This is a genomic window from Hydrogenophaga flava NBRC 102514, from assembly GCF_001571145.1.
In the GTDB taxonomy this organism is placed as follows: domain Bacteria; phylum Pseudomonadota; class Gammaproteobacteria; order Burkholderiales; family Burkholderiaceae_C; genus Hydrogenophaga; species Hydrogenophaga flava.
Genome location: NZ_BCTF01000013.1, coordinates 131,571 through 154,173, shown reverse-complemented (window position 1 = coordinate 154,173; position 22,603 = coordinate 131,571). Strand labels below are relative to the sequence as shown.

Genomic DNA, 22,603 nt, shown 5'->3' with positions numbered 1-22,603 from the left:
CATCTCTTCAGCACTTTTTCTGGACAACTGAGGGACAAAAAAACCCGGTGACCACAGGTCCCGGGCTTCATTGGTTGCCTGTGTTGCAAGGCAGTGCGAGGTGCTCAACCGGTGACAACCGCCGCCTGCACCTGCTCCTTGAGTTTGGGGCTCGCATGGAACGTCACCACCCGACGGGCTTCGATGGCCACTGGCTCTCCCGTTCTGGGATTGCGACCCGGCCGCGGGGCCTTGGTTCGTATCTGGAAGTTGCCGAAGCCGGAGATCTTGACATCGGTGCCCTCGACCAGACAGTCTGTGATCAGGTCGAAAAACGCATCAATCATGTCCTTGGACTCGCGCTTGTTCAGACCGATCTGATCAAACAACAGCTCAGCAAGCTGCGCCTTTGTGAGTGCTGGGGTCTCCAGGCTCTCGACTGCCAGTTCCATTGGGGTGTGCTCCAGGTTCTTGTCCATACGCAAGGCGCTCAACGCAGGCGCGCACCCACGCGCTGCTCCAGAGAAACCAGCGCTCCCTTGACCGCCGCCTCGATCTCCTGCTCAGTTAGTGTAGCGTCCTCCCGACTGAGCGTCAGGCGCACAGCCAAGCTCTTCTCATCCGACGCCAGCCCGCCGCCTTGCCCTTCAGACGTCTTCTTGGGCCGGTAAACATCAAACAACACGGCGTCGCGAAGAAGCTCACCACCTGCATCACGGATGGCGTCCATCACAGCGGCGTGCGTCACCTCCTCCTTGACCACGATGGCGATATCGCGCTCGACCGGCTGGTGGCGGCTCACGCTCTGGAACACCGGAACCTCGCGCTGCAGCACCGCATCCAGTGCGAGTTCAAACATCACCGGCGCCTGCGCCAGGTCGTAGCCCTGGCGCCACTTCGGATGCAGTTCACCCACGTGGCCGATGCAGCACTCACCCAGCCAGACGCTTGCGCAGCGCCCCGGGTGCATTGCGGGATGATCGGCCAGCTTGAAGGAGGCATGCAACGGCGCCAGCAGCGCCTGCACATCGCCCTTGATGTCGAAGAAATCGACGTTGCGCTCGGCGCTGCCCCATTGCAGGCTGTCGACCCCGCCATAGGCCAGGCCCGCCACTCTCATAGGCTGGTCAAACCCGGCGACGGAGGTGTCGCTGTTCTGAACCGATGGGTCCTTGCGAAACACGCGCCCCAGTTCAAAGAGACGCACGCGCTGCGCCTTGCGGTCCAGGTTGAACTTGAGCACCGCGATCAGGCTGCCCAGCAACGACGAGCGCATCACGTTCATTTGGCTAGCGATCGGATTCAGCAGCTTGATCGGATCGGCATTGCCAGCCAGTTCGTGCTCCCACCGTTCTTCGACAAAGCTGAAGTTGATGGTTTCCTGGTAGCCCAGTTGCGCCAGTTGGCGGCGCACTGCAAACGGGCCACGCCGGCTCTCGGTGCGCAGCTTGGCGGTGATGGGTGCCAACGGAGGGTTCGTCGGCAGCTGTTCGTAGCCGATCACGCGCGCGACCTCTTCGATCAGGTCTTCCTCGATCTGCAGGTCAAAACGAAAGGCCGGGGGTGCAACGGTGACCGTGCCCTCGCCTTCGGTCACAGCCAGGCCGAGGCGGCGCAGCGCGCCAGCGCACTGCTCCTGAGTCACTGGCATGCCGATAACCTTTGCCGCACGAGCCACGCGCAGCGAAACTGGCTTGCCTTCTGGCATTGCAAGCACCTGGTCGTCCAGCGGGCCTGCCTGACCTCCACATATCTCCAGCACCAGCTGCGTGATGCGTTCGACGTGCTCAACCGTGGTGGACGGGTCCACGCCGCGCTCAAAACGGTGGCCCGCATCGGTGCTGAAGTTGTAGCGGCGCGAACGGCCGGCGATCGCCTTGGGCCACCAGAAGGCGGCCTCGATGAAGATGTTCTTCGTGTCGTCCGACACAGCGGTCGCATCGCCACCCATGATGCCGGCCAGCGACTCGACCTGCAGATCATCAGCGATCACGCCCACACTGCTGTCGAGCGTGACGGTATTGCCGTTGAGCAGCTTGAGCTGTTCGCCCTCGCGCCCCCAGCGCACTTGCAGGTCCCCGTGGATCTTGTCGAGGTCGAAGATGTGCGACGGGCGGCCCAGCTCAAACATCACATAGTTGGAGATGTCCACCAGCGGCGAGATGCTGCGCTGGCCACAGCGCGCCAGACGCTCGACCATCCAGGCCGGCGTCTGCGCTTTCGTGTTCACGCCACGCACGACGCGACCGCTGAAACGACCGCACAGGTCGCTCGCTTGCAAGCTCACCGGCAGTTGGTCTTGCACCTGCACGGCGACCTTGGGAAATTCGGGCTGCACCAGCGGCGTGTCGGTCAGAGCCGAGACCTCGCGTGCGATACCGTAGACGCTCAGGCAGTGCGCCAGGTTGGGCGTGAGCTTGAGTGTGAACAGCATGTCGTCCAGGCCCAGTTGTTCGCGGATGTCGCGGCCGATCACGGCGTCGTCAGCCAGCTCCAGCAGGCCGTTGCTCTCCTCGGAGATCTGCAACTCCTTGGCCGAGCACAGCATGCCCTGGCTCTCGACGCCGCGCAGCTTGCCCAGCTTGATGGCGAACGGCTTGCCGTCTTCGCCCGGTGGGAGCAAGGCGCCGACCGTGGCGCACGGCACCTTGATACCGACGCGCGCGTTGGGCGCACCGCAGACGATGTTCAGCGGAGCGCCCTGCCCGACGTCCACCTGGCACACGCGCAGGCGGTCAGCGTTGGGGTGTTGTTCGGCGCTCAGGATCTGGCCCACCACCACACCAGTGAAGGCAGGCGCGAACAGGCGCAGTTCTTCGACCTCCAGACCAGCCATGGTCAGGGTGTCGGCGAGCTGCTGGCTGTTCAAGGGCGGGTTGCAGAAGGCACGCAGCCAGGATTCAGGGAATTGCATGGATTGAGCTCAACAAGACTTCAGCGAAACTGCGACAAGAAACGGACGTCGCCGTCGAAGAACAGGCGCAGGTCGTTCACGCCGTAACGCAGCATGGTCAGGCGGTCCGGCCCCATGCCAAAGGCAAAGCCGATGAAGCGCTCTGGATCCAGCCCCATGTTGCGCACCACGTTCGGATGCACCTGACCGGAACCAGCTACCTCCAGCCAACGGCCGGCCAGCGGGCCGCTCTGGAACTGGATGTCAATCTCGGCGCTGGGCTCGGTGAACGGGAAGAAGCTCGGGCGGAAACGCAGCACCAGGTCATCGCTCTCGAAGAAGGTGCGGCAGAAATCGGTGAAGACGACCTTCAGGTCCTTGAAGCTCACGTTCTCGCCGATCCACAGGCCTTCGCACTGGTGAAACATGGGCGAGTGGGTGGCATCGCTGTCCACGCGGTAGGTGCGGCCCGGCGCGATCACGCGGATCTCGGGCATGGGCTGGCCCGCATCCAGCGCGGCGCGGTAGCGCTTCACATGCTGCACCGCGTGGCGGATCTGCATTGGGCTGGTGTGGGTGCGCAGCAGGTTCGGGGCTTTGGCGCTGCCACCCTCCACGTAAAAGGTGTCATGCATTGAACGCGCCGGGTGATCTTCGGGCGTGTTCAGCGCGGTGAAGTTGAACCAGTCTGACTCGATCTCTGGGCCTTCTGCGACCTCGAAACCCTGCGAACCGAAGATGACTTCGATGCGCTCCAGCGTCAGACTCACGGGATGCAGACCACCCTGCCCGCGCTGGCGGCCCGGCAGACTCACGTCCAGCGCCTCAGCCTTGAGCTGTGCTTCGAGTTCGGCATCGGCCAGCGCCTGACGGCGCTCGGTCAGCGCGGCTTCAATGGCCTGCTTGGCCACATTGATGGCTGCACCTCGGGTTTTCTTTTCCTCTACCGGAAGGGCCGCCATGCCTTTCATCAACTCGGTGATGCGACCTGACTTGCCTAGGTATTGCGCCTTGGCGTTTTCAAGATCGGTGGGGGTGGCTGCCTGCGCGAACGCGGCGCGTGCGCTGTCGACCAGTGCGTCCAACTCGTTCATGTGTATCTCGTCCGGGAAAACAAAAAAGGGGTTGAGAGCAGCGAGGGAATCCCTCAAGCCTCAACCCCTTTGAGCGACATCGTCACCACCGGCCGGGGCAGGCGGCGACAGTCATGAATCAAGCGGCCAGCTTGGCTTTGACTTGCTCCACGATGCTGTTGAAAGCAGCAACGTCGTTGACGGCCAGATCGGCCAGAACCTTGCGGTCGATCTCGATCTGCGCCTTCTTCAGGCCATTGGCGAACTGGCTGTACGTCAGGCCGCAAGCGCGTGCACCGGCGTTGATACGCGCGATCCACAGCTGACGGAAGACGCGCTTCTTGGTGCGGCGGTCACGGTAGGCGTATTGACCGGCCTTCATCACCGCCTGTTTGGCGATGCGGAAGACGTTACCGCGGCGACCGCGGAAACCCTTGGCAAGGGCGAGAACTTTTTTGTGACGGGCGCGTGCCGTTACACCACGTTTGACGCGAGGCATGTGTTGCTCCTAGTTCGTCGTTGATCAAATGCCCATGCCGGGCAGCATCTGTGCCATGTGACCCATGTTGGTCTCATGAACAGTCACCGCACCACGCAGATGGCGCTTGTTCTTGGTGGTCTTCTTGGTCAGGATGTGACGTTTGAAGGCTTGACCGCGCTTGACGGTGCCACCGGGACGAACGCGAAAACGCTTCTTCGCGCTGCTCTTGGTCTTCATTTTGGGCATGTGAATGCTCCTTTTTCATTTGTGCTCGTGAGGCGCCGCGAACCTTCCGCGGACTTGCTGGCCCCGAGCCACTTTTGATGGACCACCCGTTGGGGTCGTCCTGTTCGGAGAGAGGCTTTCACCCCTCACCTCGAAAGGGCCGGCAGACTAGACCGGACTTTTCAATCCTCACGGCAAAGACTTGCCACTGATATTGTCAGGCGGCTGGCTGGACAACAGCCTCCGCCTTGGGCGTACCACCGCCTGCTTTCTTTTTCCCGGGCGCAATCATCATGATCATCTGGCGCCCTTCGAGCTTCGGGAACTGCTCAACCACGATCGCATCACCCAGTTCGTCCCTAATGCGATTCAGCAGGGCGAGACCCAACTCCTGGTGGGTGATCTCACGACCCCGGAACCGCAGCGTGATCTTGCACTTGTCTCCGTCGTCCAGAAAACGGCGAATGTTGCGCATCTTGATGTTGTAGTCGCCGTCGTCGGTCCCGGGACGGAACTTCACTTCCTTGATCTCAATGACAGTCTGCTTGGCCTTTGCCTCAGCAGCCTTTTTCTGCTCCTGGTATTTGAACTTGCCATAGTCCATCAGCCGGCAAACCGGCGGATTCGCTGTCGCCGCGATCTCGACCAGATCTACGTCCAGCTCGCCGGCCATGCGCAACGCTTCCTGGAGACTGACAATGCCCAAAGGCTCGTTGTCTGGCCCGTTGAGGCGGACCTCGGGGGCCATGATTTCCCGGTTCAGGCGGTGTGCACGCTCTTCACGCTGGCGGCGGTCGCGAAAGTTGGTAGCTATGGCTAGTTCCTTGTCGTGGGCAGGTGGTGAATGAAAAACAAACCCCTCGGGGCCACGCAAAGTGCACAGCAGCCGAGGGACCTTCCGGAGCGGATGAAATCACACTTTGGAGGAAACGTCTGTCGCCACTAGTTGGGAGAAGTTCTCCAGCGACATGACACCGAGGTCTTTATTGCCTCGTGCCCGCACAGCCACGGAGCCAGCAGCTTTTTCCTTGTCGCCCACGACGAGGATGTAAGGCAGCTTTTGCAACGCGTGTTCGCGTATTTTATACGTTATTTTCTCGTTGCGCAGGTCTGTTTCAACCCTAAGCCCTTGTTTTTGCAGCGATTTCGCCACTTCCTGTACGTAATCGGCCTGGGCGTCGGTGATGTTAAGCACAGCCACTTGCACCGGCGCCAACCACACAGGCAAAGCGCCCGCGTGCTGCTCGATCAAGATCCCGATGAAACGTTCAAGGCTACCAACGATGGCGCGATGCAGCATGATGGGCCGATGGCGCGAACCGTCCTCCCCAACGAACTCCGCATCCAGCCGCTCGGGAAGATTGGAATCTACCTGGATAGTGCCGCATTGCCATTCACGACCCAAGGCATCCTTGAGCGTGTACTCGATCTTTGGTCCATAGAACGCACCCTCGCCCGGCAAGTACTCGAATGCACACCCCGATGCCTTCAAGCCTTCGGCAAGCGCCGCCTCCGCCTTGTCCCAGCTCTCTTCGGTGCCTATGCGCTTCTCCGGACGAGTCGATAGCTTGTAGAGGATGTTGGTGAAGCCAAAGTCCTTATAGACCTGCTGCAGCAGAGTGGTGAAAGCCTTGACCTCGGACTGGATTTGGTCTTCGGTGCAAAAAATATGGCCGTCATCTTGCGTGAAAGCACGCACGCGCATGATGCCGTGCAGGCCACCCGAGGGCTCATTGCGGTGGCACTGGCCAAACTCGCCATATCGCAGCGGCAGGTCCCGGTAGCTTTTGATGCCCTGCTTGAAGATGATGATGTGGCCCGGGCAGTTCATCGGCTTGAGCGCGTAGTCGCGCTTTTCCGACTCGGTGACGAACATGTTCTCTCGGTACTTGTCCCAGTGCCCGGTTTTCTCCCAAAGCGCCTTGTCCAGGATTTGAGGTCCCTTGACTTCCTGGTAACCGTTGTCGCGGTACACGGCGCGCATGTACTGCTCCACCGCCTGCCAGACGGTCCATCCTTTGGGGTGCCAGAACACCGTGCCAGGCGAGTGCTCATCCAAATGGAACAGATCCAGCTCACGACCGAGCTTGCGATGATCCCGCTTCTCGGCCTCTTCCAACATGGTCAGGTACTGCTGAAGTTCATCCTTGGAGGCCCAGGCTGTGCCGTAGATGCGCTGCAGCATTTCGTTGCGATGATCACCACGCCAATACGCCCCAGCGACTTTCATGAGCTTGAAGTGCTTGAGCTTGCCCGTGCTGGGTACGTGCGGGCCACGGCAGAGGTCTTCGAAGGCCCCTTCGCGGTACAACGACACATCCTCATTGCTCGGAATGCTGGCGATGATCTCGGCCTTGTAGTGCTCACCAAGCCCCTTGAAATACGCCACAGCCTCGTCGCGCGGAAGCACACGACGCACCACGACTTCATCCTTGCTGGCCAGTTCGGCCATCTTCTTTTCTATGATCAACAAATCATCAGGCGTGAAGGGGCGCTTGTAAGAGAAGTCGTAGTAGAAGCCGTGCTCAATCACCGGACCGATCGTGACCTGCGCCTCAGGAAACAACTCCTTGACTGCATAGGCAAGCAAGTGAGCTGTGGAGTGGCGGATCATGTCCAGCCCATCGGCATCCTTGGCAGTAACAATGGCCAGGGAGGCGTCTTCCGCGATCTGATAACTGGTGTCCACCAGCTTGCCGTTGACTTTGCCACCCAAGGCCGCCTTGGCCAGACCGGCACCAATCGAGGAAGCCACCTCTGCCACGGTTACCGGGCCGGAAAACTGTCGCAGGGAACCATCGGGAAGCGTGATGTTGGGCATGGTGTGATCAGAGAAACAAAAAAGCGCGGACTCACCGCGCTTTAAAAGAGAAGATTGCAAAAACGGCAGGCGCGAACTGCTGGCCTCAGAAGGCCTTGGCCAAAAGCTCCAGTTTAGTTCGCGGTGTCATAACCAAGCACTATGAAGTTAAGAACGACAGCCTCGATTTTCACACAGTTTGGTAGTGCAATCCCGGCACTCAGCTCAGTTGCACTGCGTCTCAAGCCATCCGGGGATCACACAACTCGTCCCGCCCTTGGCAACACAATCTGACATGGCCCGCGAGTCGGCGACCTCTTTAGAAGATGCACTGGCAGCACCCCAGACGTTGTTGTTACCTCGTGCTGCTGATCCACAGGTTCCGTTACCGGAGAATTCGAGAATGACCTCGCACCCCATGCCGGTTCCAACCAAGCGAGCGCACTGAGCGAGCGCATCGCTGTTGGCTTCAGGCTGAGAAGCATAGTTGGTCACGATAGTGCCAACACCGTTGATGGTGTTCACGGCAATCGCGCCACGCGCCGTGGCTTCGCCGCCCCCACCACATCCCGCCAAAGTCAAGGACATTGCCAGAACAGATACCCATTTCCATTTGCTCAACACTTGGACTCTCCTGTTTTGTAGTGGCCTGAGCGACCTGCTTTACCCGACAAATTCTCCCACGGGTGGAGAGGAATATCCCTCAAGCAACACATCAATGTAGGAAATTGACGACAGACCACAGCTGCAAACAAGAGAAAACCCCGGGATCGCCGTACCGCGAGCCGGGGTTGACGTCTCGTTCTTGCGAACCGGTCGTCAGAACGATCAGTGGAACTGCTCTTCTTCAGTCGAGCCAGTGAGGGCCTTCACGCTGGAAGAACCGCCCTGGATCACAGTGGTCACGTCGTCGAAGTAACCGGCGCCCACTTCCTGCTGGTGCGACACGAAGGTGTAGCCCTTGTCACGCGCAGCGAATTCCGGCTCTTGCACCATGTTCGTGTAGTGCTTCATGCCTTCGCCGCGAGCGTAAGCGTGGGCGAACTGGAAGGTGTTGAACCAGTTGATGTGGATACCGGCCAGCGTGATGAACTGGTACTTGTAACCCAGCGCAGACAGGTCTTCCTGGAAGGAAGCGATCTGCTTGTCGTCGAGGTTCTTCTTCCAGTTGAAGGACGGCGAGCAGTTGTAGGACAGCAGCTTGCCCGGGCAGGCAGCGTGCACGGCCTGAGCAAACTCACGGGCGAAGCCGATGTCGGGCACACCGGTCTCGCACCACACCAGGTCGGCGTAAGGCGCGTAAGCAACGCCACGGCTGATGGCTTGCTCCAGACCGTTCTTGACACGGTAGAAACCTTCTTGCGTGCGCTCGCCGGTCAGGAACGGCTTGTCGTTGGCGTCGTGGTCGCTGGTGATCAGGTTGGCGGCTTCGGCGTCGGTACGGGCCAGCACGATGGTGGGCACGCCCATGACGTCGGCGGCGAAACGGGCAGCGATCAGCTTTTCGATCGCTTCTTGCGTCGGCACCAGCACCTTGCCACCCATGTGGCCGCACTTCTTCACAGCAGCCAGCTGGTCTTCGAAGTGCACGCCAGCAGCACCGGCGGCGATCATGTTCTTCATCAGTTCGAAGGCGTTCAGCACGCCACCGAAACCGGCTTCAGCGTCAGCCACGATGGGCAGGAAGTAGTCGATGAACTCGGGCGAGCCCGGCTCGATGCCACGGCCCCACTGGATTTCATCGGCGCGTTTGAAGGTGTTGTTGATGCGGCGAACCATCGTCGGCACCGAGTCATATGCGTACAGCGACTGGTCGGGGTACATGGTTTCGCTGGTGTTGCCGTCGGCGGCCACTTGCCAGCCCGACAGGTACACGGCTTCCAGGCCAGCCTTGGCCTGCTGCATGGCCTGGCCGGCGGAGATGGCGCCGAAGGCGTTGACGTAGCCTTTCTTGGCGCCACCGTTGACCTTCTCCCAGAGCTTCTCGGCACCGCGCTGAGCCAGCGTGTACTCGGGCTGCATGGACCCACGCAGACGCACCACGTCAGCAGCAGAGTAACCGCGCTTGACCAGCTTCCAGCGGGGGTTGGTAGCCCAGTCTTTTTCCAGGGCTTCAATCTGCTGTTGGCGACTCAGTTGTTCTTTGAGGGACTGGGGCATTTGCGACTCTCCATGAGGTTGATGAATGGGACGGCTTGTTGCTGTTGCAGACCTGAGCCGATGGGAGAACTTTAAGTCTTATAGAAGACTTTTGGAAGCTCTTATGTCTTATATAAGACAAAAAATAAAACCTTTTAAAATCAACAGTCTGAATCCAGAATCCCGCAATGAGAAAACGTCTTTCTTGTATTGAGAAATTATTCTGCAGCGCAGCACGAATAATTTTATATTGCGGAATTGCGTAACTCCATTTGGAAGGCCATGATCACCGCTGGCTGGGGCATGATGCTGGCCCTATGTCACCACAGCCGAACTCTCCAACCGCTCCTGCAAAATTTGGTGCATATGTCTGCCTAGCAGGCAGCATGGCGCTGGTGGGGAGCTACGTCGCACTCTCCAAACCATTGGTTGCGGCTTTTCCGGTTTTCCTGCTGGCGTGGCTCCGCTTCGGCATTGGGGGCGCAGCCATGTGGAGATGGCTACGCAAGCCCGCCGAAGAGCCGAAGCTGAGCGCTCGAACCCGTAAGCTGCTGTTTCTTGAGTCCTTCCTGGGCAACTTCCTGTTCTCTATCTGCATGCTGTTTGGCGTGTCGATGACCACGGCTGTCTCCGCTGGCGTGGTGATGTCATCCATTCCAGCGGTAGTGGCGGTCCTCAGCTGGGTGTTTCTCAAGGAGCGCATCGGCAAGCGCACCGCTCTGGGCATCGCGTGCGCCGCAGTCGGCATCGGGCTCTTTTCAATCCAGAAGGCCGACGGGACCGCGCACGCACAAGCTGTCGGATGGTTTGGTCTCGATCAGCAGTTCTGGGGCAACTTGCTGGTGTTCGCGGCGGTGGTTTGCGAAGCGTCCTATGTGGTCATTGGCAAGCGGCTCACCGAAGGTCTGGGGCCCAAGCGGATATCAGCCATCATCAACCTGTGGGGGTTCGTGCTGGTCACGCCTTTTGGGCTGTGTGCGGCCAGAACCTTTGACTTCTCCTCCATCACGGCGCCCATGTGGGGTCTGCTGGTCTTCTACGCACTCGCTGCCAGTGTCTGGACGGTCTGGCTCTGGATGACCGGCCTGAAGTCTGTCCCTGCTGCCCGCGCCGGTGTGTTCACAGTGATGCTTCCTATCAGCGCAGCCACCATCGGCGTGCTGTTCATGGGTGAAACCCTCAGCCCCGTCCAGATGTTTGCTTTTGGTGTGGCCTTGCTGGGCCTGGTTCTGGCGACCCTGCCAGGACGTTCAAGCTGAGAGGCTCAAGCGCACCAGAGACCGGTGGGATCGGTGATTCCCATCCAGAGCGCCCAACCCGAGGTGGCGGCCAGTGCAATCCCGGCCAGCCGGATGCCCCAGCCGCCAGAACGGTCGCCCCTCAATCTCAGCAAAAGCCAGGGACCGATGGTCAACGAAAGCGATGTCCCTGCGGAGAACAGCGCCATGATCATCGCGCCCTCCATCGCATCGGCCGACAAAGACGCCACCATCAGGGCGGAATACAGCAACCCGCATGGCATCAGAGCCCACGCAACGCCAAGCACTGCGGGGGCCTTGGCCCCCAGGCGTCCGAACACCGGTCGTGTCCTGCGCCAGACGCCTTGGGCCAGCCCGTCGAGCCATGCCGGCTGGCGAGCCTGCCAGATCAGCACCAACCCGAGCAGCATGGCTGCCACGTGAAACATGGTCCAGACCGGGCGGATCACAGAGGAGTTGGTTCCCAGCCAGGCCAGGCCTTGCACAGAACCTGCGGCAATCGCCCCGAAGAGGGAGTAGCCAAGCAGTCGTCCGGCCTGGAAGGTCAGCAGAGCCGCAGTACTCTGGCGCCCGGTCACCCCACGACTGATGCCTGCGCACGCGGCACCACACATGGCGACACAATGGGGACCACCAGCGATCCCCATGAACAGTGCAGTGAGCGCCATGGATGTTTGCATGGCAGAACTCTAGCAGTCGCAACCCTCGCGCTGGCTCGAAACCACGCGAGTCAGATGATCTTGGAGAAACGCGCCCGGCCCTGGTCGACCTGCAGGTTTTTGTCGAAAACCATGGCAATGGCGCGAACCAGATACCAGCCCGACGGCGTCACCTCCACGCCGGAGTCGTCGATGCGAACCAGTCCGTGTTCGGCATAGCCGGCCAACACCTCCAGCTCGCGAGCAAAGTAGCTCTTGCAGTCGATCAGGTGCCCCAGGTTGATCGATTCGAACTGAAGTTGGCCCTGACACATCAGGGACATGATCACTGAGCGGCGCAACAGGTCGTCCCTGGTCAGCGCAAGCCCGCGCACGATCGGCAAGCGGCCCTGGTCCAGCGCGTCGTAGTACTCCTCGATCGTCTTGGCGTTCTGGCTGTAGGTCGCACCGATGCGGCCAATAGCAGAGACACCCAGAGCGATCAGGTCGCAATCCGGCTGTGTGCTGTAACCCTGGAAATTCCGGTGCAGGCGCCCTTGCCGCTTGGCCACTGCCAACGCATCCGTCGGCAGCGCAAAGTGATCCATGCCGACATAGACGTACCCTGCATCGCTCATGGCATCCAGCGAAGCCGACAGCATTGAGAGCTTGTCTCCCGCGCTGGGCAACTCGGCCGCGACGATCCGACGTTGCGGCTTGAAACGCGCGGGAAGATGCGCGTAGGCGTAGAGCGCGATGCGGTCGGGGCGCAGCTGGTTGACCTGGGCAAGCGTGCGGGCAAACGACTCGGGCGTCTGCAGCGGCAGCCCATAGATGAGATCCACGTTGACCGACTCAAACCCGATCTTGCGGGCTGTCTCGACCAGTGCGAACACCTGTTCGGCCGGCTGCACCCGGTGCACCGCCTTCTGAACAGCGGGGTCGAAGTCCTGCACACCGAAACTCAGGCGGTTGAAACCCAGCCTGGCCAGGGTCTGCAAACGCTGGTCCGTCACGGTGCGGGGGTCGACCTCAATGGAGTACTCGCCCCCGGGCACGAGCGTGAAGTTGCGGCGGATCATCGTCAGGAGATCTTCCAGCTCTGCGTCGGACAGGAAGGTCGGCGTCCCTCCTCCCAGGTGCAGCTGGGACACGGCATGCCCTTTGCCGAAATGCTGCACCTGCAGTTCCACCTCACGCGACAGATACCGCAGGTACTCCGCCGCCCTTTCGTGGTGCTTGGTGATGACCTTGTTGCAAGCGCAGTAGTAGCAAACAGACTCGCAGAAAGGAATATGGACGTACAGCGACAACGGCAGCGCCAGCGATCCTGCCCGGCGCTGTTCCAGCGCCTGGATGTAGTCACCCTCCGTGAACGCTTCTACAAAGCGGTCCGCGGTGGGGTACGAGGTGTAGCGGGGGCCCGGGATGTCGAATCGCTTGAGCAATTCGTCGGAAATGGCATGACTCACAAACAATTCTCCAGTTCTCAGCGCCAATGTGCACCAAGGCAGAAATCGCACCCTTGATCAAGATCAAGGGCCATCCAAGACCCGGGTTTTCCCCCGTGCTCGAAACAAGGATGAGAGCGCCCGCCTTGCTGGCACTTGTGACCATGCGTTAAGCTTCGGGCGAAATCTGGAAGATTTATGGACATTCACAGCATCAAAGTCGCCTGCTCCAGTTGCAACCTTCGGGAGTTGTGTCTGCCTATGGGCCTCAACCCCGAGGAGATGGACAAGCTGGACACCGTGATCTCCACGCGCAGGAGGATCAAGCGCGGAACGGCCCTGTTCAATACTGGCGACAAGTTCACTTCGCTCTACGCTGTACGGTCAGGCTTCTTCAAGACCTGCGTCACCACGGCTGATGGGCGGGACCAGGTCACCGGGTTCCAGATGACTGGGGAAATCATCGGCATGGACGGCATCGTCAGTGACCGCCACTCCTGCGATGCCATCGCCCTGGAGGATGCCGAAGTCTGCGTGATGCCGTTTGACCAAGTGGAGGAGCTCTCGCGGGAGTTCACCACACTGCAGCACCATGTGCACAAGATCATGAGCCGGGAAATCGTCCGCGATCACAGCGTCATGCTGCTGCTGGGCAGCATGCGTGCTGAGGAACGTCTCGCCGCCTTCCTCCTCAACCTCGTCCAGCGTCTGCATGCACGCGGCTTCTCGCAATCGGAGCTCATCCTGCGAATGACCCGGGAGGAGATTGGAAGCTACCTGGGCATGAAGCTCGAAACCGTGAGCCGGACTTTCTCGAAATTCGTTGAGGAAGGCACCATCGAAGTCAAGCAGCGCTATGTGCACATCAAGAACACCGAGGCACTCAAGCAGATCGTGAACCCCCAGACCTGCCGCTGAGCCTCAGCGTTTGAACAAAGAAAAAACCCGCTCGGGCCACATGCCTGAGCGGGTTTTTTCTTTTGTGTGGAAACCGACCGTCAGCCACACCCGCCGTTGCGGGCGCAATCCTGGGGGCGCTCCGCCTCGGGAACCGGGCAGCGGTTGACTTCGAATGGAGACATGGAAAGCAGGGTGGTCAGCGCGCTCGATGTCATGGTGACACCCCAGAACACAAAGAACGCCAAGGTGTAGATGGCTTGGCGAGACAACTCCAGGGGGCTGCCGAACCAATGGAGATCACCTGGGTCGACCATGGCGAAAACGACCATCTCTAGCACCGCAGCCACCAGAAAGGCGGGCCAGGCTATCCACATCCACCGCTGTGCATTCATGATGCGTCTCCTTCACCCCTGTGTTGTCACATGGTGTGCGTCCTATTTGGACGGCACCGCCGGAACGATCGGGGAGGCGGCGTGATTGCGTGCCTGATTGGCCGGCTGCATCTTGGCCATCGCATCGGCCTTGGCCTGCCCTTCCAGCCGCTGGGCTGCCGCAAGATCCCGCTCGTAGTCGGACTTGTTGAGCACGGGGTCCGGATTCTTCACAGCGATGACCACGGTGACCAGGCCGGCAATGATCACCAGCAGAGGCCCTCCCACCACCATCCACATGTGCGGAACTTTCCACCAAGGCGTGCTGGGCGCGCGGTCGACTGGACGAGGAATTGCTGACATGACTTGGTCCATAGGGCGTTTGAATTCAGTTTAGCGTGGAACGATGAAGACCGCTTTCTCCACCACCTCGGACGCATCGCTGCCGGTGGACCGGATGGTGAAGCGGATCGGATGCGATCCGGCGGTTGCGGCGTTGGGCGGAATCTGGACCCGCACGGCGGCGGCACGCACTTCCGTGGAGAGCACGTCCACCTCGGTTTCGGACGCGATCATCACGCCCTCCAGCCCCTCGACGCTGATCTGGTAGCGCTGCGGCGACTCGGTGGCGTTCATGATCTGCAAGCGGAACACGTTTTCGATGCGTCCCTGCTCCACCATGCGCGCCAGCGCACCACGGTCGCGAATCACGTCGACCTTCAGCGGCGTGCGCAGGAAAAGGCTGACAAAAACCGCCAGGGTGATGACCGCCAGAATGCTGGTGTAGACGAGCACCCTGGGACGGAAGGCGTGGCGAACCATCTGCTCACGGGTCCAGCCCTTGGCCATGCCGTTCTGCGTCGAGTACTTGACCAGTCCCCTTGGATAGCCCACCTTGTCCATCACCTCATCACAGACATCAATACAAGCACCACAACCAATGCACTCGTACTGCAGGCCGTTGCGGATATCGATGCCCGTCGGACAGACCTGCACGCAGAGCGTGCAATCGACGCAGGCCCCCAGGCCCAGGGCTTTGGGGTCTGCTTTCTTCGAACGCGCTCCGCGCGGCTCTCCATGCGCCTTGTCGTAGGTCACGATCATCGTGTCCTTGTCGAACATGGCGCTCTGAAAGCGGGCGTAGGGGCACATGTACTTGCATACCTGCTCGCGCATGAAGCCCGCATTGCCGTAGGTCGCGAAGCCGTAGAAGAAGATCCAGAAGGTCTGCCAGGGCCCCAGGGAGGCGGCCAGGCTCAGACTCGCCAGCTCCCGGATGGGTGTGAAGTAGCCAACGAACGTGAAGCCGGTCCAGAGCGCGAACAGGACCCACAGGGCGTGCTTAAGCGAACGCTTGCCGAACTTGCGGGCGTCCAGGCTCGATTCGTCCAGCCGGATCCGCGCCGACCGGTCGCCTTCCACCTTCTTCTCGATCCACAGAAAGATCTCGGTGTAGACGGTCTGGGGACAGGCATACCCGCACCAGAGGCGACCTGCGACCGCCGTGAACAGGAACAGGGCCAGCGCGGAGATGACCAGCAGCCCGGTCAGGTAGATGAAATCCTGCGGGTAGAGGACCAGCCCAAAAATGTAGAAGCGGCGCGCTTCGAGATCGAAGAGCACCGCTTGGCGGGCATTCCACTCCAGCCAGGGCAACCCGTAGAAGATGATCTGGGTGAACCAGACCAGCGCCCAGCGCCATCTGGAGAACAACCCGGACACCGAGCGGGGATGGATCTTCTTTCGCGAGGCGTAGAGGGAAACCATCACCTCATCGTCCTCCGGGACACCTTTTGGCGTCTCGGGAACGATGGGAATCACGGGAGGCTTGACGGTGCTTGTGGCGTCTGGCGCTGGAGAACTCACGGATGACCTGGCGGGAGAGAAGTAGCTGGCTTCAGACCATCACTGCTTGGTGGCGGGCTTGTTGGACAAGCCCCAGACATAGGAAGCCAGCACATTGATCTGGGCTTCGTTCAGCAGCGCTGCCTGCGGCGGCATGCGGTTGTTGAAGCCGTTGTTGACGGCGCGAATGATCGCCTCTTCGCCCCAGCCATGCAGCCAGACGCCGTCGGTCAGGTTGGGCGCCCCCACCGCTGTCATGCCTTTGCCCTCGGGCCCGTGGCATGCCGCGCAGGCTGCGAACTTGGCCTTGCCCTGCGAAGCACGAACCGAATCGTTCGGGCTGCCAGAGAGGCTGAGCACGTAGTGGGCCACGTCCTTGACGTCTTCTGGACCACCCACAGCCGCAGCCATCGGGGGCATCACGCCGGTACGACCCTGTGCAATCGTGGTCTTGATGTAGGCATGGTCGGAACCACCCAGCCAGTCGCCATCGGCGAGGTTGGGGAAGGACTTGGCGCCGCGGGCGTCGGAACCATGGCACTGGGCGCAGTAGTTCATGAACAGGCGCTCGCCGATGGCCATGGCCTGGGCGTCGGCCGCGATGTCTTCAGGCTTCATGCCGTTGTACTTCGCGTAGATCGGGGCAATGGCGTCCTCGACCTTTTTCACCTCGGCCGCGTGCTGCCCCTGGGACGACCAGCCCAGGGCACCCTGGAACTTGCCGAACATCGGATAGAGGGCGCCGTAGACGAGGGCAAAGACCACGGTGATGATGAACAGGTACACCCACCACTTGGGGAGGGGGTTGTTCATCTCACGCAGGTCGCCGTCCCACACGTGGCCTGTGGTGTTGTCGGCGTGGGTGGCGGCCTTGGTCGTGCCGCTGATGTACAGCAGCACCGCACAGGCGATGATGCTGACGAGCGTGATGCCGGCCACGTAGAGGTGCCAGAAGTCGCTGATGAAGTCGCTCATGATGTTTTCTCGTGTTCGTTCCGCAATCGTTCAGTCGTCCTGGAAGGGCAGCTGGGCCGCCTCTTCGAAGTCGCGCTGATTGCGTTTGGACCAGGCCCAGACCAGGATGCCGACAAAGGTCAGCAGGCTGATCGTCGTGACGATGCTGCGAAGATCGTTGATGTCCATGGTCTCGCCCCTTATTGGGTCTTGCCGTCGGCCGCCGGTGCCGCGGGTTGTGCCTCTGCAGCGGGAGCGGCGGGTGCCGCAGCTTCAGCTGCGGGGGCGGGAGCAGCCTCTGCAGCAGGAGCTGCGGCCGCAGGCGCGAGCTTGGCGGCGCTGCGCGCGGTGCCCAGCACCTGCAGGTAGGCGATCACGGCATCCAGCTCGGTCTTGCCTTTGACATCGTCCACCGATTTGGCGATTTCTTCATCGCTGTACGGCGCGCCCAGGGTGCGCAGGGCCTTCATGCGTGCAGGGATGCCATCGGCGTCGACGGTCTTTTCGGCCAGCCAGGGGTAGGCAGGCATGTTGGACTCGGGCACCACATCACGCGGATTGTTCAGGTGGGCACGGTGCCACTCATCGCTGTAGCGGCCACCGACGCGGTGCAGGTCCGGACCGGTGCGCTTCGAACCCCACTGGAAGGGGTGGTCGTACACGTATTCGCCGGCCACCGAGTAAGGACCGTAGCGCAGCGTCTCGGCCTGGAAGGGCCGGATCATCTGCGAGTGGCAGTTGTAGCAGCCTTCCTTGACGTAGATGTCGCGACCGGCCACCTGCAGAGCGGTGTAAGGCTTGAGCCCTTCGATCGGCTGGGTGGTGGACTTCTGGAAGAACAGGGGAACGATTTCCACCAGACCGCCGACTGCCACCACAAGGGTGATCAGGACGATCATCAGGAAGTTGCTGGTCTCGATCCGGGCGTGTCCGCTCAGTTGTTCATTGCTGGCCATGTTGTTCTTCTCCTTAGGCGTGGGCAGGGTTGACGGCCATGACCGGGGCGTTGTGGGCCTTGCCCTGCAGCGCAGTCATGATCACGTTCCAGAGCATCACGATCATGCCGGTCAGGTACAGCACACCACCCACCAGGCGGATCACGTAGAACGGGAAGGTGGCCTTCACCGACTCGACGAAGGTGTAGGTCAGGCTGCCGTCGGGGTTGACCGAGCGCCACATCAGGCCTTGCATCACACCGGCAATCCACATCGCGGCGATGTACAGCACGATGCCGATGGTGGCGATCCAGAAGTGCAGTTCGATGGCTGGCACCGAGTACATCTTCTTCTGACCGAACAGGCGCGGGATCAGGTAGTACAGCGAACCCATGGACACCAGACCCACCCAGCCCAGGGCGCCGGAGTGCACGTGGCCCACGGTCCAGTCGGTGTAGTGCGACAGCGCGTTGACGGTCTTGATGGACATCATCGGGCCTTCGAAGGTGGACATGCCGTAGAACGACAGGGACACGATCAGGAAGCGCAGGATGGGGTCGTCACGCAGTTTGTGCCAGGCGCCCGAGAGGGTCATGATGCCGTTGATCATGCCGCCCCAGCTGGGAGCCAGAAGGATGAGGGAGAACACCATGCCGACCGACTGCGCCCAGTCGGGCAGCGCGGTGTAGTGCAGGTGGTGGGGGCCCGCCCACATGTAGGTGAAGATCAGGGCCCAGAAGTGCACGATCGACAGGCGATACGAGTACACCGGGCGCTCGGCCTGCTTGGGAATGAAGTAGTACATCATGCCCAGGAAGGCGGCGGTCAGGAAGAAGCCCACGGCATTGTGGCCGTACCACCATTGCACCATCGCGTCCTGCACGCCGGCGTAGGCCGAGTAGGACTTGAACAGGCTCACCGGCAGGGCCGCGCTGTTGACGATGTGCAGCAGGGCCACGGCGATGATGAAGGCGCCGAAGAACCAGTTGGCCACATAGATGTGCTTGACCTTGCGGATGCCGACAGTGCCGAAGAACACGATGGCATAGGCCACCCAGGTCACGGCAATCAGCAGATCAATCGGCCACTCCAGTTCGGCGTATTCCTTGCCGCTGGTGTAGCCCATCGGCAGGGTGATCACCGCCGAGACGATGACGATGTTCCAGCCGATGAAGGTGAACCACGCCAGCTTGTTGAGGAACAGCGGTGTGTGACATGTCCGCTGGACAACGTAGTAGCTCGTGGCGAACAGCACGCAACCGCCAAAGGCGAAGATCACGGCGTTCGTGTGCAGCGGCCGCAGGCGGCCGTAGGTGATCCATTCGATCCCCATGTTGAGCTCGGGCCAGGTCAGCTGGGCCGCGATGATGACGCCCACCAGCATGCCCACCACGCCGTAGATCACGGCTGCGATGGAGAACCAGCGGACGACGCTGTCGTTGTAGACCGCCGGTTGGCCGGTCTTTGTTGTTACGGACATACAGAACTCCTCATTAATGCCACCGGCGAAGTGTCCACATGTAACCCCGTGGACGCCTTGACTTACGTCAATCGCCTCTAAGAATGCGCTCGCCCTCGCGCTCGACGTTGTCGAACTGACCGGCGTGCAGGGCCCACCAGAACACGCCGATGATGGCGAAGACCAGCACGATAGAGACGGGTATCAACAGATACAGGATGTCCATGTCGGCTCCTTGAAAAAATCTCAAACTGAAACGCCAGAGGGCCGGTTCAGGCACCGGTCTGTTCACGCGGCGGTGCGGCCAGTCGCAGCGCGTTGAGGATCACCAGCAGCGAACTGCCTGCCATGCCCAGACCGGCCAGCCACGGCGGCATCCAGCCGACCAGGGCCAGAGGGACGCACACCAAGTTGTACAGCGCGGCCCATACGAGGTTCTGACGGACGATGCGCATCGTGAACCGGGCTTGCAGCAAGGTCAACACCACGTCCTGCACCTTGCCGCCTTGAAGGATGAAATCGGATTGCGCCTGCGCCAGCGGCGCCGCGTGACCCAGCGCAAACGAGGTGTCGGCCCTGGCGAGCACCGGACCATCGTTGAGGCCATCGCCCACCATCGCCACCCGCAGTCCCTGCGCCTGCATGGACTCGATCTGCGCCAGCTTCTGTTCGGGCGAGGCACCTGCCACCACGTTCTGCACGCCCACGATCTCGCCCACCGCCTGGGCGGCAGCCTCCCGGTCACCCGACAGGAGCCAGGTGCGCAACCCGGACTGGTGCAGGGACGCCACGGCCGGGGCAGCGTCCTCGCGCACCCCTTCGCTCAGGTCAAAGCTGGCCAGCCATCCCTGTGCATCCGACAGGTGCACACGGCCTGCGGGCGCTTCCATGCCATCGCCGGCCAGGCCGCAGAAGGCCGCCGATCCCATGCGGAGCAGGTCGCCGCGTGCATTCCGGGCAGACAGCCCCTGCCCTGCCACCTCGGTCACCTCGTTCAAATCGATCTGCTCGGTGCAAACGCCTGCATCTCGCACAGATGCGAAGATGGCGCGGGACACCGGGTGCAGCGAGCCCTCGGCCAGTGCGGCGGCCAGCGCCAGCACCTGCCCGGGGTCCGCCCCCTCACGAACCCGCTGGTCCGTCACCGCCAGGCGGTCATGGGTGAGCGTTCCGGTCTTGTCGAACACCACCGCCCCCACCTCTGCCAGCGTCTCGAACGCCTGCAGGCGCCGTACCAGAATGCCGCGCCGGGCCAACGTCCCAGCGGAACTCAGCATGGCCGCTGGCGTGGCCAGCGACAGGGCACAGGGACAGGTCACGATGAGCACAGCCACGGCAACGGCCAGCGCCTTCGAGTGGTCGATCTGCCACCAGTATGCAAACGCGAGCGCGGCGGCCGCCAGCACGAGCACGAGGAATGGCGCCGCGATACGGTCGGCCAGCACCGCGAGCCGGGGCTTCTCGGTGGAGGCCTTTTCCATCAGCGCCACGATCTGTGCAAACCGGGTGTCACGCCCGAGGCGCTGCACCTCGACCAGCACAGGCCCTGCCAGGTTGTAGCTGCCCGCCACCACCCCGTCACCCTGTCGGCGGGTCACGGGATCGGACTCGCCGGTGAGCAGCGCTTCGTCCACGGTCGCGGTGTCGCTGAGCAGTCGTCCGTCACCCGGGAAGGCCTGGCCCGCCTGCACCCGCACCACGTCGCCCACCGACAGACGCCGCACCGACAGGGATTCGAAACGCCCGCCGGCGGCCTGCCGCTCGCACACTTCCGGCAGGCGGTTCATCAGCGCGTCCAGCGCACCGGCGGTGCGGTCCCGCGCCTTGAGTTCGAGGTAGCGCCCCCCCAACAGGAAGAACACGAACATGGTCAACGAGTCGAACCAGACCTCGTGGCCCCAAGGGCCTGTCGGATCGAAGGTCGCTGCCGAGCTGGCCAGGAAGGCCACGAGGATGCCGATGGACACCGGCGTGTCCATGCCGACACGACCGAGCTTGAGGTCGCGCCACGCGCCTCTGAAAAATGGCCCGCTGGCAAAGGTGACCACGGGCACGCTGAGCACCCAGCTGGCCCATCTCAGCAGCTGGTCGATGTCGGCCGGCATCTCGCCGGGCACGGCCACGTAGGCCGGCCATGCGTACATCATCACCTGCATGGCACAGAAGCCGGCCACGAACAGGCGCCAGAGCGCGAGCCGGGTTTCCTTCAGTCGTTCGGAAATCGACAGCGCCTGCTGCAGAGGCAGCAGACGGTACCCGGTCTGCCCCACAGCTTCGGCCAGCGACGACATGCGGGTAGCACCAGGTTCCCACTGCAGCATCAGGCGGCGGGTCGCGGCATGCACCCGCGCGCTGCGCACGCCGGGCAGGTCCTGCAGGGCGCACTCCACCGTGTCAGCGCAGGCAGCGCAGTACATGCCCTGCACCATGAGCACCGATTCGGCCACCGTTTGGCCGTCGATTTCCTTGAATTCGGTGAAGTCGTTCAGCTCTACCGGGTCATCGAGCACCGAAAAGTCATCGGTGACGGTCAGCGGTCCGCGATGGGGTCCGAACGGGTCTTCCCCGCGCTGCGACAGGGCAGACGGTTCGTTGCCCAGCAAAAGCCCCGCGGGGGGCGCGGTGGCGGCCTCGTTCATGCCGCGAGGGTAATTCAGGTCGCTTTTCATGCGGTTGATTTAAGTCAACCGCTACCCGGCGGTCAATGCGTAGCCTATATTGTCTTTTCAACCACTACACACCGGAGATCAGCATGTACAAGCGCATCCTCGTGGCCACCGATGGCTCCAAACTGTCCAACATGGCCGTGGAACACGCCATTGGCCTGGCCGACATCACCGGTGCCGAGGTCGTGGCCCTGAAGGTGGTGCCGCGCTACCCGCAGACCTATTTCGAAGGCGGCGTGGCACTGGCGGCGGCAGAGGTGGCCCGCATCGAGAAGCAGTGGAACGATGAAGCCATGGAGGCGGTCAACGCGGTCAAGGCCGCTGGCCAGAAGCGGGAGGTCAAGGTCAAGCCGATCACCGTCAAGTCCGACCTGGTCGCCGAAGCCATCATCGCTGCGGCCAAACGCAACAAGGTGGACCTGATCGTGATGGCCTCGCACGGCCGCAAGGGGATCAAGCGCCTGCTGCTGGGCAGCGAGACGCAGCAGGTGCTGACGCACTCGCACATCCCTGTGCTCGTCCTGCGCTGAGCGAG

The 22,603-nt window shown here is 61.6% G+C and carries 23 protein-coding genes; 3 read left to right on the top strand and 20 right to left on the bottom strand.

Annotation, left to right across the window (positions count from 1 at the left end; translation table 11 throughout):
* Positions 1-104: 104 nt before the first annotated feature.
* From HFL01S_RS13115 to aceA, 9 genes are all read right to left on the bottom strand, one after another.
* Positions 105-431: an integration host factor subunit alpha gene (locus tag HFL01S_RS13115; protein WP_066151798.1), complete on the bottom strand. Its 327-nt coding sequence runs from the start codon at positions 429-431 to the stop codon at positions 105-107.
* Positions 432-469: 38 nt separating this feature from the next.
* On the bottom strand, positions 470-2,893 hold the full coding sequence (pheT, locus tag HFL01S_RS13110) for a phenylalanine--tRNA ligase subunit beta (RefSeq protein ID WP_066259093.1): 2,424 nt from the start codon (positions 2,891-2,893) through the stop codon (positions 470-472).
* A gap of 20 nt (positions 2,894-2,913) precedes the next feature.
* Entirely contained in the window at positions 2,914-3,966 is a 1,053-nt protein-coding gene (pheS, locus tag HFL01S_RS13105) for a phenylalanine--tRNA ligase subunit alpha (RefSeq protein ID WP_066259091.1), read from the bottom strand.
* A 118-nt stretch (positions 3,967-4,084) separates the two neighbouring features.
* The gene (gene rplT, locus HFL01S_RS13100; protein ID WP_066151478.1) at positions 4,085-4,444 is read right to left on the bottom strand and encodes a 50S ribosomal protein L20; all 360 of its coding nucleotides are present in this window, start codon (positions 4,442-4,444) and stop codon (positions 4,085-4,087) included.
* Positions 4,445-4,468: 24 nt separating this feature from the next.
* Positions 4,469-4,672 (bottom strand): 50S ribosomal protein L35, encoded by a 204-nt coding sequence (rpmI, locus tag HFL01S_RS13095; protein ID WP_066151481.1) that lies wholly within the window; start codon positions 4,670-4,672, stop codon positions 4,469-4,471.
* Between the two features lie 196 nt (positions 4,673-4,868).
* Positions 4,869-5,465, bottom strand: a complete 597-nt coding sequence (gene infC / locus HFL01S_RS13090) for a translation initiation factor IF-3 (protein ID WP_084383282.1) — start codon at positions 5,463-5,465, stop codon at positions 4,869-4,871.
* A 99-nt stretch (positions 5,466-5,564) separates the two neighbouring features.
* Positions 5,565-7,472: a threonine--tRNA ligase gene (gene thrS / locus HFL01S_RS13085; protein WP_066259088.1), complete on the bottom strand. Its 1,908-nt coding sequence runs from the start codon at positions 7,470-7,472 to the stop codon at positions 5,565-5,567.
* Between the two features lie 204 nt (positions 7,473-7,676).
* Positions 7,677-7,976, bottom strand: a complete 300-nt coding sequence (locus HFL01S_RS24700; protein ID WP_169802334.1) for a DUF4189 domain-containing protein — start codon at positions 7,974-7,976, stop codon at positions 7,677-7,679.
* Between the two features lie 303 nt (positions 7,977-8,279).
* Entirely contained in the window at positions 8,280-9,611 is a 1,332-nt protein-coding gene (gene aceA / locus HFL01S_RS13080) for an isocitrate lyase (protein WP_066259086.1), read from the bottom strand.
* A 296-nt stretch (positions 9,612-9,907) separates the two neighbouring features.
* On the opposite strand from aceA, the gene HFL01S_RS13075 reads away from it, so the two are divergent.
* A complete protein-coding gene (locus tag HFL01S_RS13075; protein WP_084383276.1) occupies positions 9,908-10,849 on the top strand; it encodes a DMT family transporter in 942 nt (313 codons plus the stop codon).
* A 5-nt stretch (positions 10,850-10,854) separates the two neighbouring features.
* On the opposite strand, the gene HFL01S_RS13070 is transcribed toward HFL01S_RS13075, so the two are convergent.
* Positions 10,855-11,529, bottom strand: coding sequence for a sulfite exporter TauE/SafE family protein (locus HFL01S_RS13070; protein WP_066259081.1), 675 nt, complete (start codon positions 11,527-11,529; stop codon positions 10,855-10,857).
* A gap of 50 nt (positions 11,530-11,579) precedes the next feature.
* A complete protein-coding gene (gene hemN / locus HFL01S_RS13065) occupies positions 11,580-12,959 on the bottom strand; it encodes an oxygen-independent coproporphyrinogen III oxidase (RefSeq protein ID WP_066259130.1) in 1,380 nt (459 codons plus the stop codon).
* Positions 12,960-13,136: 177 nt separating this feature from the next.
* On the opposite strand from hemN, the gene fnr reads away from it, so the two are divergent.
* Positions 13,137-13,856 (top strand): fumarate/nitrate reduction transcriptional regulator Fnr, encoded by a 720-nt coding sequence (gene fnr, locus HFL01S_RS13060; protein WP_066259079.1) that lies wholly within the window; start codon positions 13,137-13,139, stop codon positions 13,854-13,856.
* 80 nt (positions 13,857-13,936) lie between these two features.
* On the opposite strand, the gene HFL01S_RS13055 is transcribed toward fnr, so the two are convergent.
* From HFL01S_RS13055 to HFL01S_RS13015, 9 genes are all read right to left on the bottom strand, one after another.
* Positions 13,937-14,230 (bottom strand): hypothetical protein, encoded by a 294-nt coding sequence (locus HFL01S_RS13055; RefSeq protein WP_066259077.1) that lies wholly within the window; start codon positions 14,228-14,230, stop codon positions 13,937-13,939.
* A 42-nt stretch (positions 14,231-14,272) separates the two neighbouring features.
* The gene (locus HFL01S_RS13050; protein ID WP_066259074.1) at positions 14,273-14,509 is read right to left on the bottom strand and encodes a FixH family protein; all 237 of its coding nucleotides are present in this window, start codon (positions 14,507-14,509) and stop codon (positions 14,273-14,275) included.
* Positions 14,510-14,602: 93 nt separating this feature from the next.
* Positions 14,603-15,976: a cytochrome c oxidase accessory protein CcoG gene (gene ccoG, locus HFL01S_RS13045; RefSeq protein WP_084383275.1), complete on the bottom strand. Its 1,374-nt coding sequence runs from the start codon at positions 15,974-15,976 to the stop codon at positions 14,603-14,605.
* A gap of 138 nt (positions 15,977-16,114) precedes the next feature.
* Positions 16,115-17,029: a cytochrome-c oxidase, cbb3-type subunit III gene (ccoP, locus tag HFL01S_RS13040; RefSeq protein WP_066259070.1), complete on the bottom strand. Its 915-nt coding sequence runs from the start codon at positions 17,027-17,029 to the stop codon at positions 16,115-16,117.
* 30 nt (positions 17,030-17,059) lie between these two features.
* Entirely contained in the window at positions 17,060-17,197 is a 138-nt protein-coding gene (locus HFL01S_RS13035; protein ID WP_066151511.1) for a cbb3-type cytochrome oxidase subunit 3, read from the bottom strand.
* Between the two features lie 11 nt (positions 17,198-17,208).
* The gene (ccoO, locus tag HFL01S_RS13030; protein ID WP_084383274.1) at positions 17,209-17,964 is read right to left on the bottom strand and encodes a cytochrome-c oxidase, cbb3-type subunit II; all 756 of its coding nucleotides are present in this window, start codon (positions 17,962-17,964) and stop codon (positions 17,209-17,211) included.
* 13 nt (positions 17,965-17,977) lie between these two features.
* On the bottom strand, positions 17,978-19,423 hold the full coding sequence (gene ccoN, locus HFL01S_RS13025) for a cytochrome-c oxidase, cbb3-type subunit I (RefSeq protein ID WP_066151514.1): 1,446 nt from the start codon (positions 19,421-19,423) through the stop codon (positions 17,978-17,980).
* Positions 19,424-19,490: 67 nt separating this feature from the next.
* Complete coding sequence (gene ccoS / locus HFL01S_RS13020; RefSeq protein WP_066151515.1) at positions 19,491-19,628, bottom strand: cbb3-type cytochrome oxidase assembly protein CcoS; 138 nt, start codon at positions 19,626-19,628, stop codon at positions 19,491-19,493.
* A gap of 46 nt (positions 19,629-19,674) precedes the next feature.
* Positions 19,675-22,041 (bottom strand): heavy metal translocating P-type ATPase, encoded by a 2,367-nt coding sequence (locus HFL01S_RS13015; RefSeq protein ID WP_084383273.1) that lies wholly within the window; start codon positions 22,039-22,041, stop codon positions 19,675-19,677.
* A 113-nt stretch (positions 22,042-22,154) separates the two neighbouring features.
* Here HFL01S_RS13015 and HFL01S_RS13010 point away from each other — a divergent pair, with 113 nt between their 5' ends.
* Entirely contained in the window at positions 22,155-22,598 is a 444-nt protein-coding gene (locus HFL01S_RS13010) for a universal stress protein (RefSeq protein ID WP_066259066.1), read from the top strand.
* Positions 22,599-22,603: the final 5 nt, after the last annotated feature.

What these genes read in the sequence shown, in the direction of transcription:
- HFL01S_RS13115 (WP_066151798.1), bottom strand. Translation starts at nt 431, where the DNA reads ATGGAACTGGCAGTCGAGAGCCTGGAGACCCCAGCACTCACAAAGGCG.
- pheT (WP_066259093.1), bottom strand. Translation starts at nt 2,893, where the DNA reads ATGCAATTCCCTGAATCCTGGCTGCGTGCCTTCTGCAACCCGCCCTTG.
- pheS (WP_066259091.1), bottom strand. Translation starts at nt 3,966, where the DNA reads ATGAACGAGTTGGACGCACTGGTCGACAGCGCACGCGCCGCGTTCGCG.
- rplT (WP_066151478.1), bottom strand. Translation starts at nt 4,444, where the DNA reads ATGCCTCGCGTCAAACGTGGTGTAACGGCACGCGCCCGTCACAAAAAA.
- rpmI (WP_066151481.1), bottom strand. Translation starts at nt 4,672, where the DNA reads ATGCCCAAAATGAAGACCAAGAGCAGCGCGAAGAAGCGTTTTCGCGTT.
- thrS (WP_066259088.1), bottom strand. Translation starts at nt 7,472, where the DNA reads ATGCCCAACATCACGCTTCCCGATGGTTCCCTGCGACAGTTTTCCGGC.
- aceA (WP_066259086.1), bottom strand. Translation starts at nt 9,611, where the DNA reads ATGCCCCAGTCCCTCAAAGAACAACTGAGTCGCCAACAGCAGATTGAA.
- HFL01S_RS13075 (WP_084383276.1), top strand. Translation starts at nt 9,908, where the DNA reads ATGTCACCACAGCCGAACTCTCCAACCGCTCCTGCAAAATTTGGTGCA.
- HFL01S_RS13070 (WP_066259081.1), bottom strand. Translation starts at nt 11,529, where the DNA reads ATGCAAACATCCATGGCGCTCACTGCACTGTTCATGGGGATCGCTGGT.
- fnr (WP_066259079.1), top strand. Translation starts at nt 13,137, where the DNA reads ATGGACATTCACAGCATCAAAGTCGCCTGCTCCAGTTGCAACCTTCGG.
- HFL01S_RS13055 (WP_066259077.1), bottom strand. Translation starts at nt 14,230, where the DNA reads ATGAATGCACAGCGGTGGATGTGGATAGCCTGGCCCGCCTTTCTGGTG.
- HFL01S_RS13050 (WP_066259074.1), bottom strand. Translation starts at nt 14,509, where the DNA reads ATGTGGATGGTGGTGGGAGGGCCTCTGCTGGTGATCATTGCCGGCCTG.
- ccoG (WP_084383275.1), bottom strand. Translation starts at nt 15,976, where the DNA reads ATGGTTTCCCTCTACGCCTCGCGAAAGAAGATCCATCCCCGCTCGGTG.
- ccoP (WP_066259070.1), bottom strand. Translation starts at nt 17,029, where the DNA reads ATGAGCGACTTCATCAGCGACTTCTGGCACCTCTACGTGGCCGGCATC.
- HFL01S_RS13035 (WP_066151511.1), bottom strand. Translation starts at nt 17,197, where the DNA reads ATGGACATCAACGATCTTCGCAGCATCGTCACGACGATCAGCCTGCTG.
- ccoO (WP_084383274.1), bottom strand. Translation starts at nt 17,964, where the DNA reads ATGGCCAGCAATGAACAACTGAGCGGACACGCCCGGATCGAGACCAGC.
- ccoN (WP_066151514.1), bottom strand. Translation starts at nt 19,423, where the DNA reads ATGTCCGTAACAACAAAGACCGGCCAACCGGCGGTCTACAACGACAGC.
- ccoS (WP_066151515.1), bottom strand. Translation starts at nt 19,628, where the DNA reads ATGGACATCCTGTATCTGTTGATACCCGTCTCTATCGTGCTGGTCTTC.
- HFL01S_RS13015 (WP_084383273.1), bottom strand. Translation starts at nt 22,041, where the DNA reads ATGAACGAGGCCGCCACCGCGCCCCCCGCGGGGCTTTTGCTGGGCAAC.
- HFL01S_RS13010 (WP_066259066.1), top strand. Translation starts at nt 22,155, where the DNA reads ATGTACAAGCGCATCCTCGTGGCCACCGATGGCTCCAAACTGTCCAAC.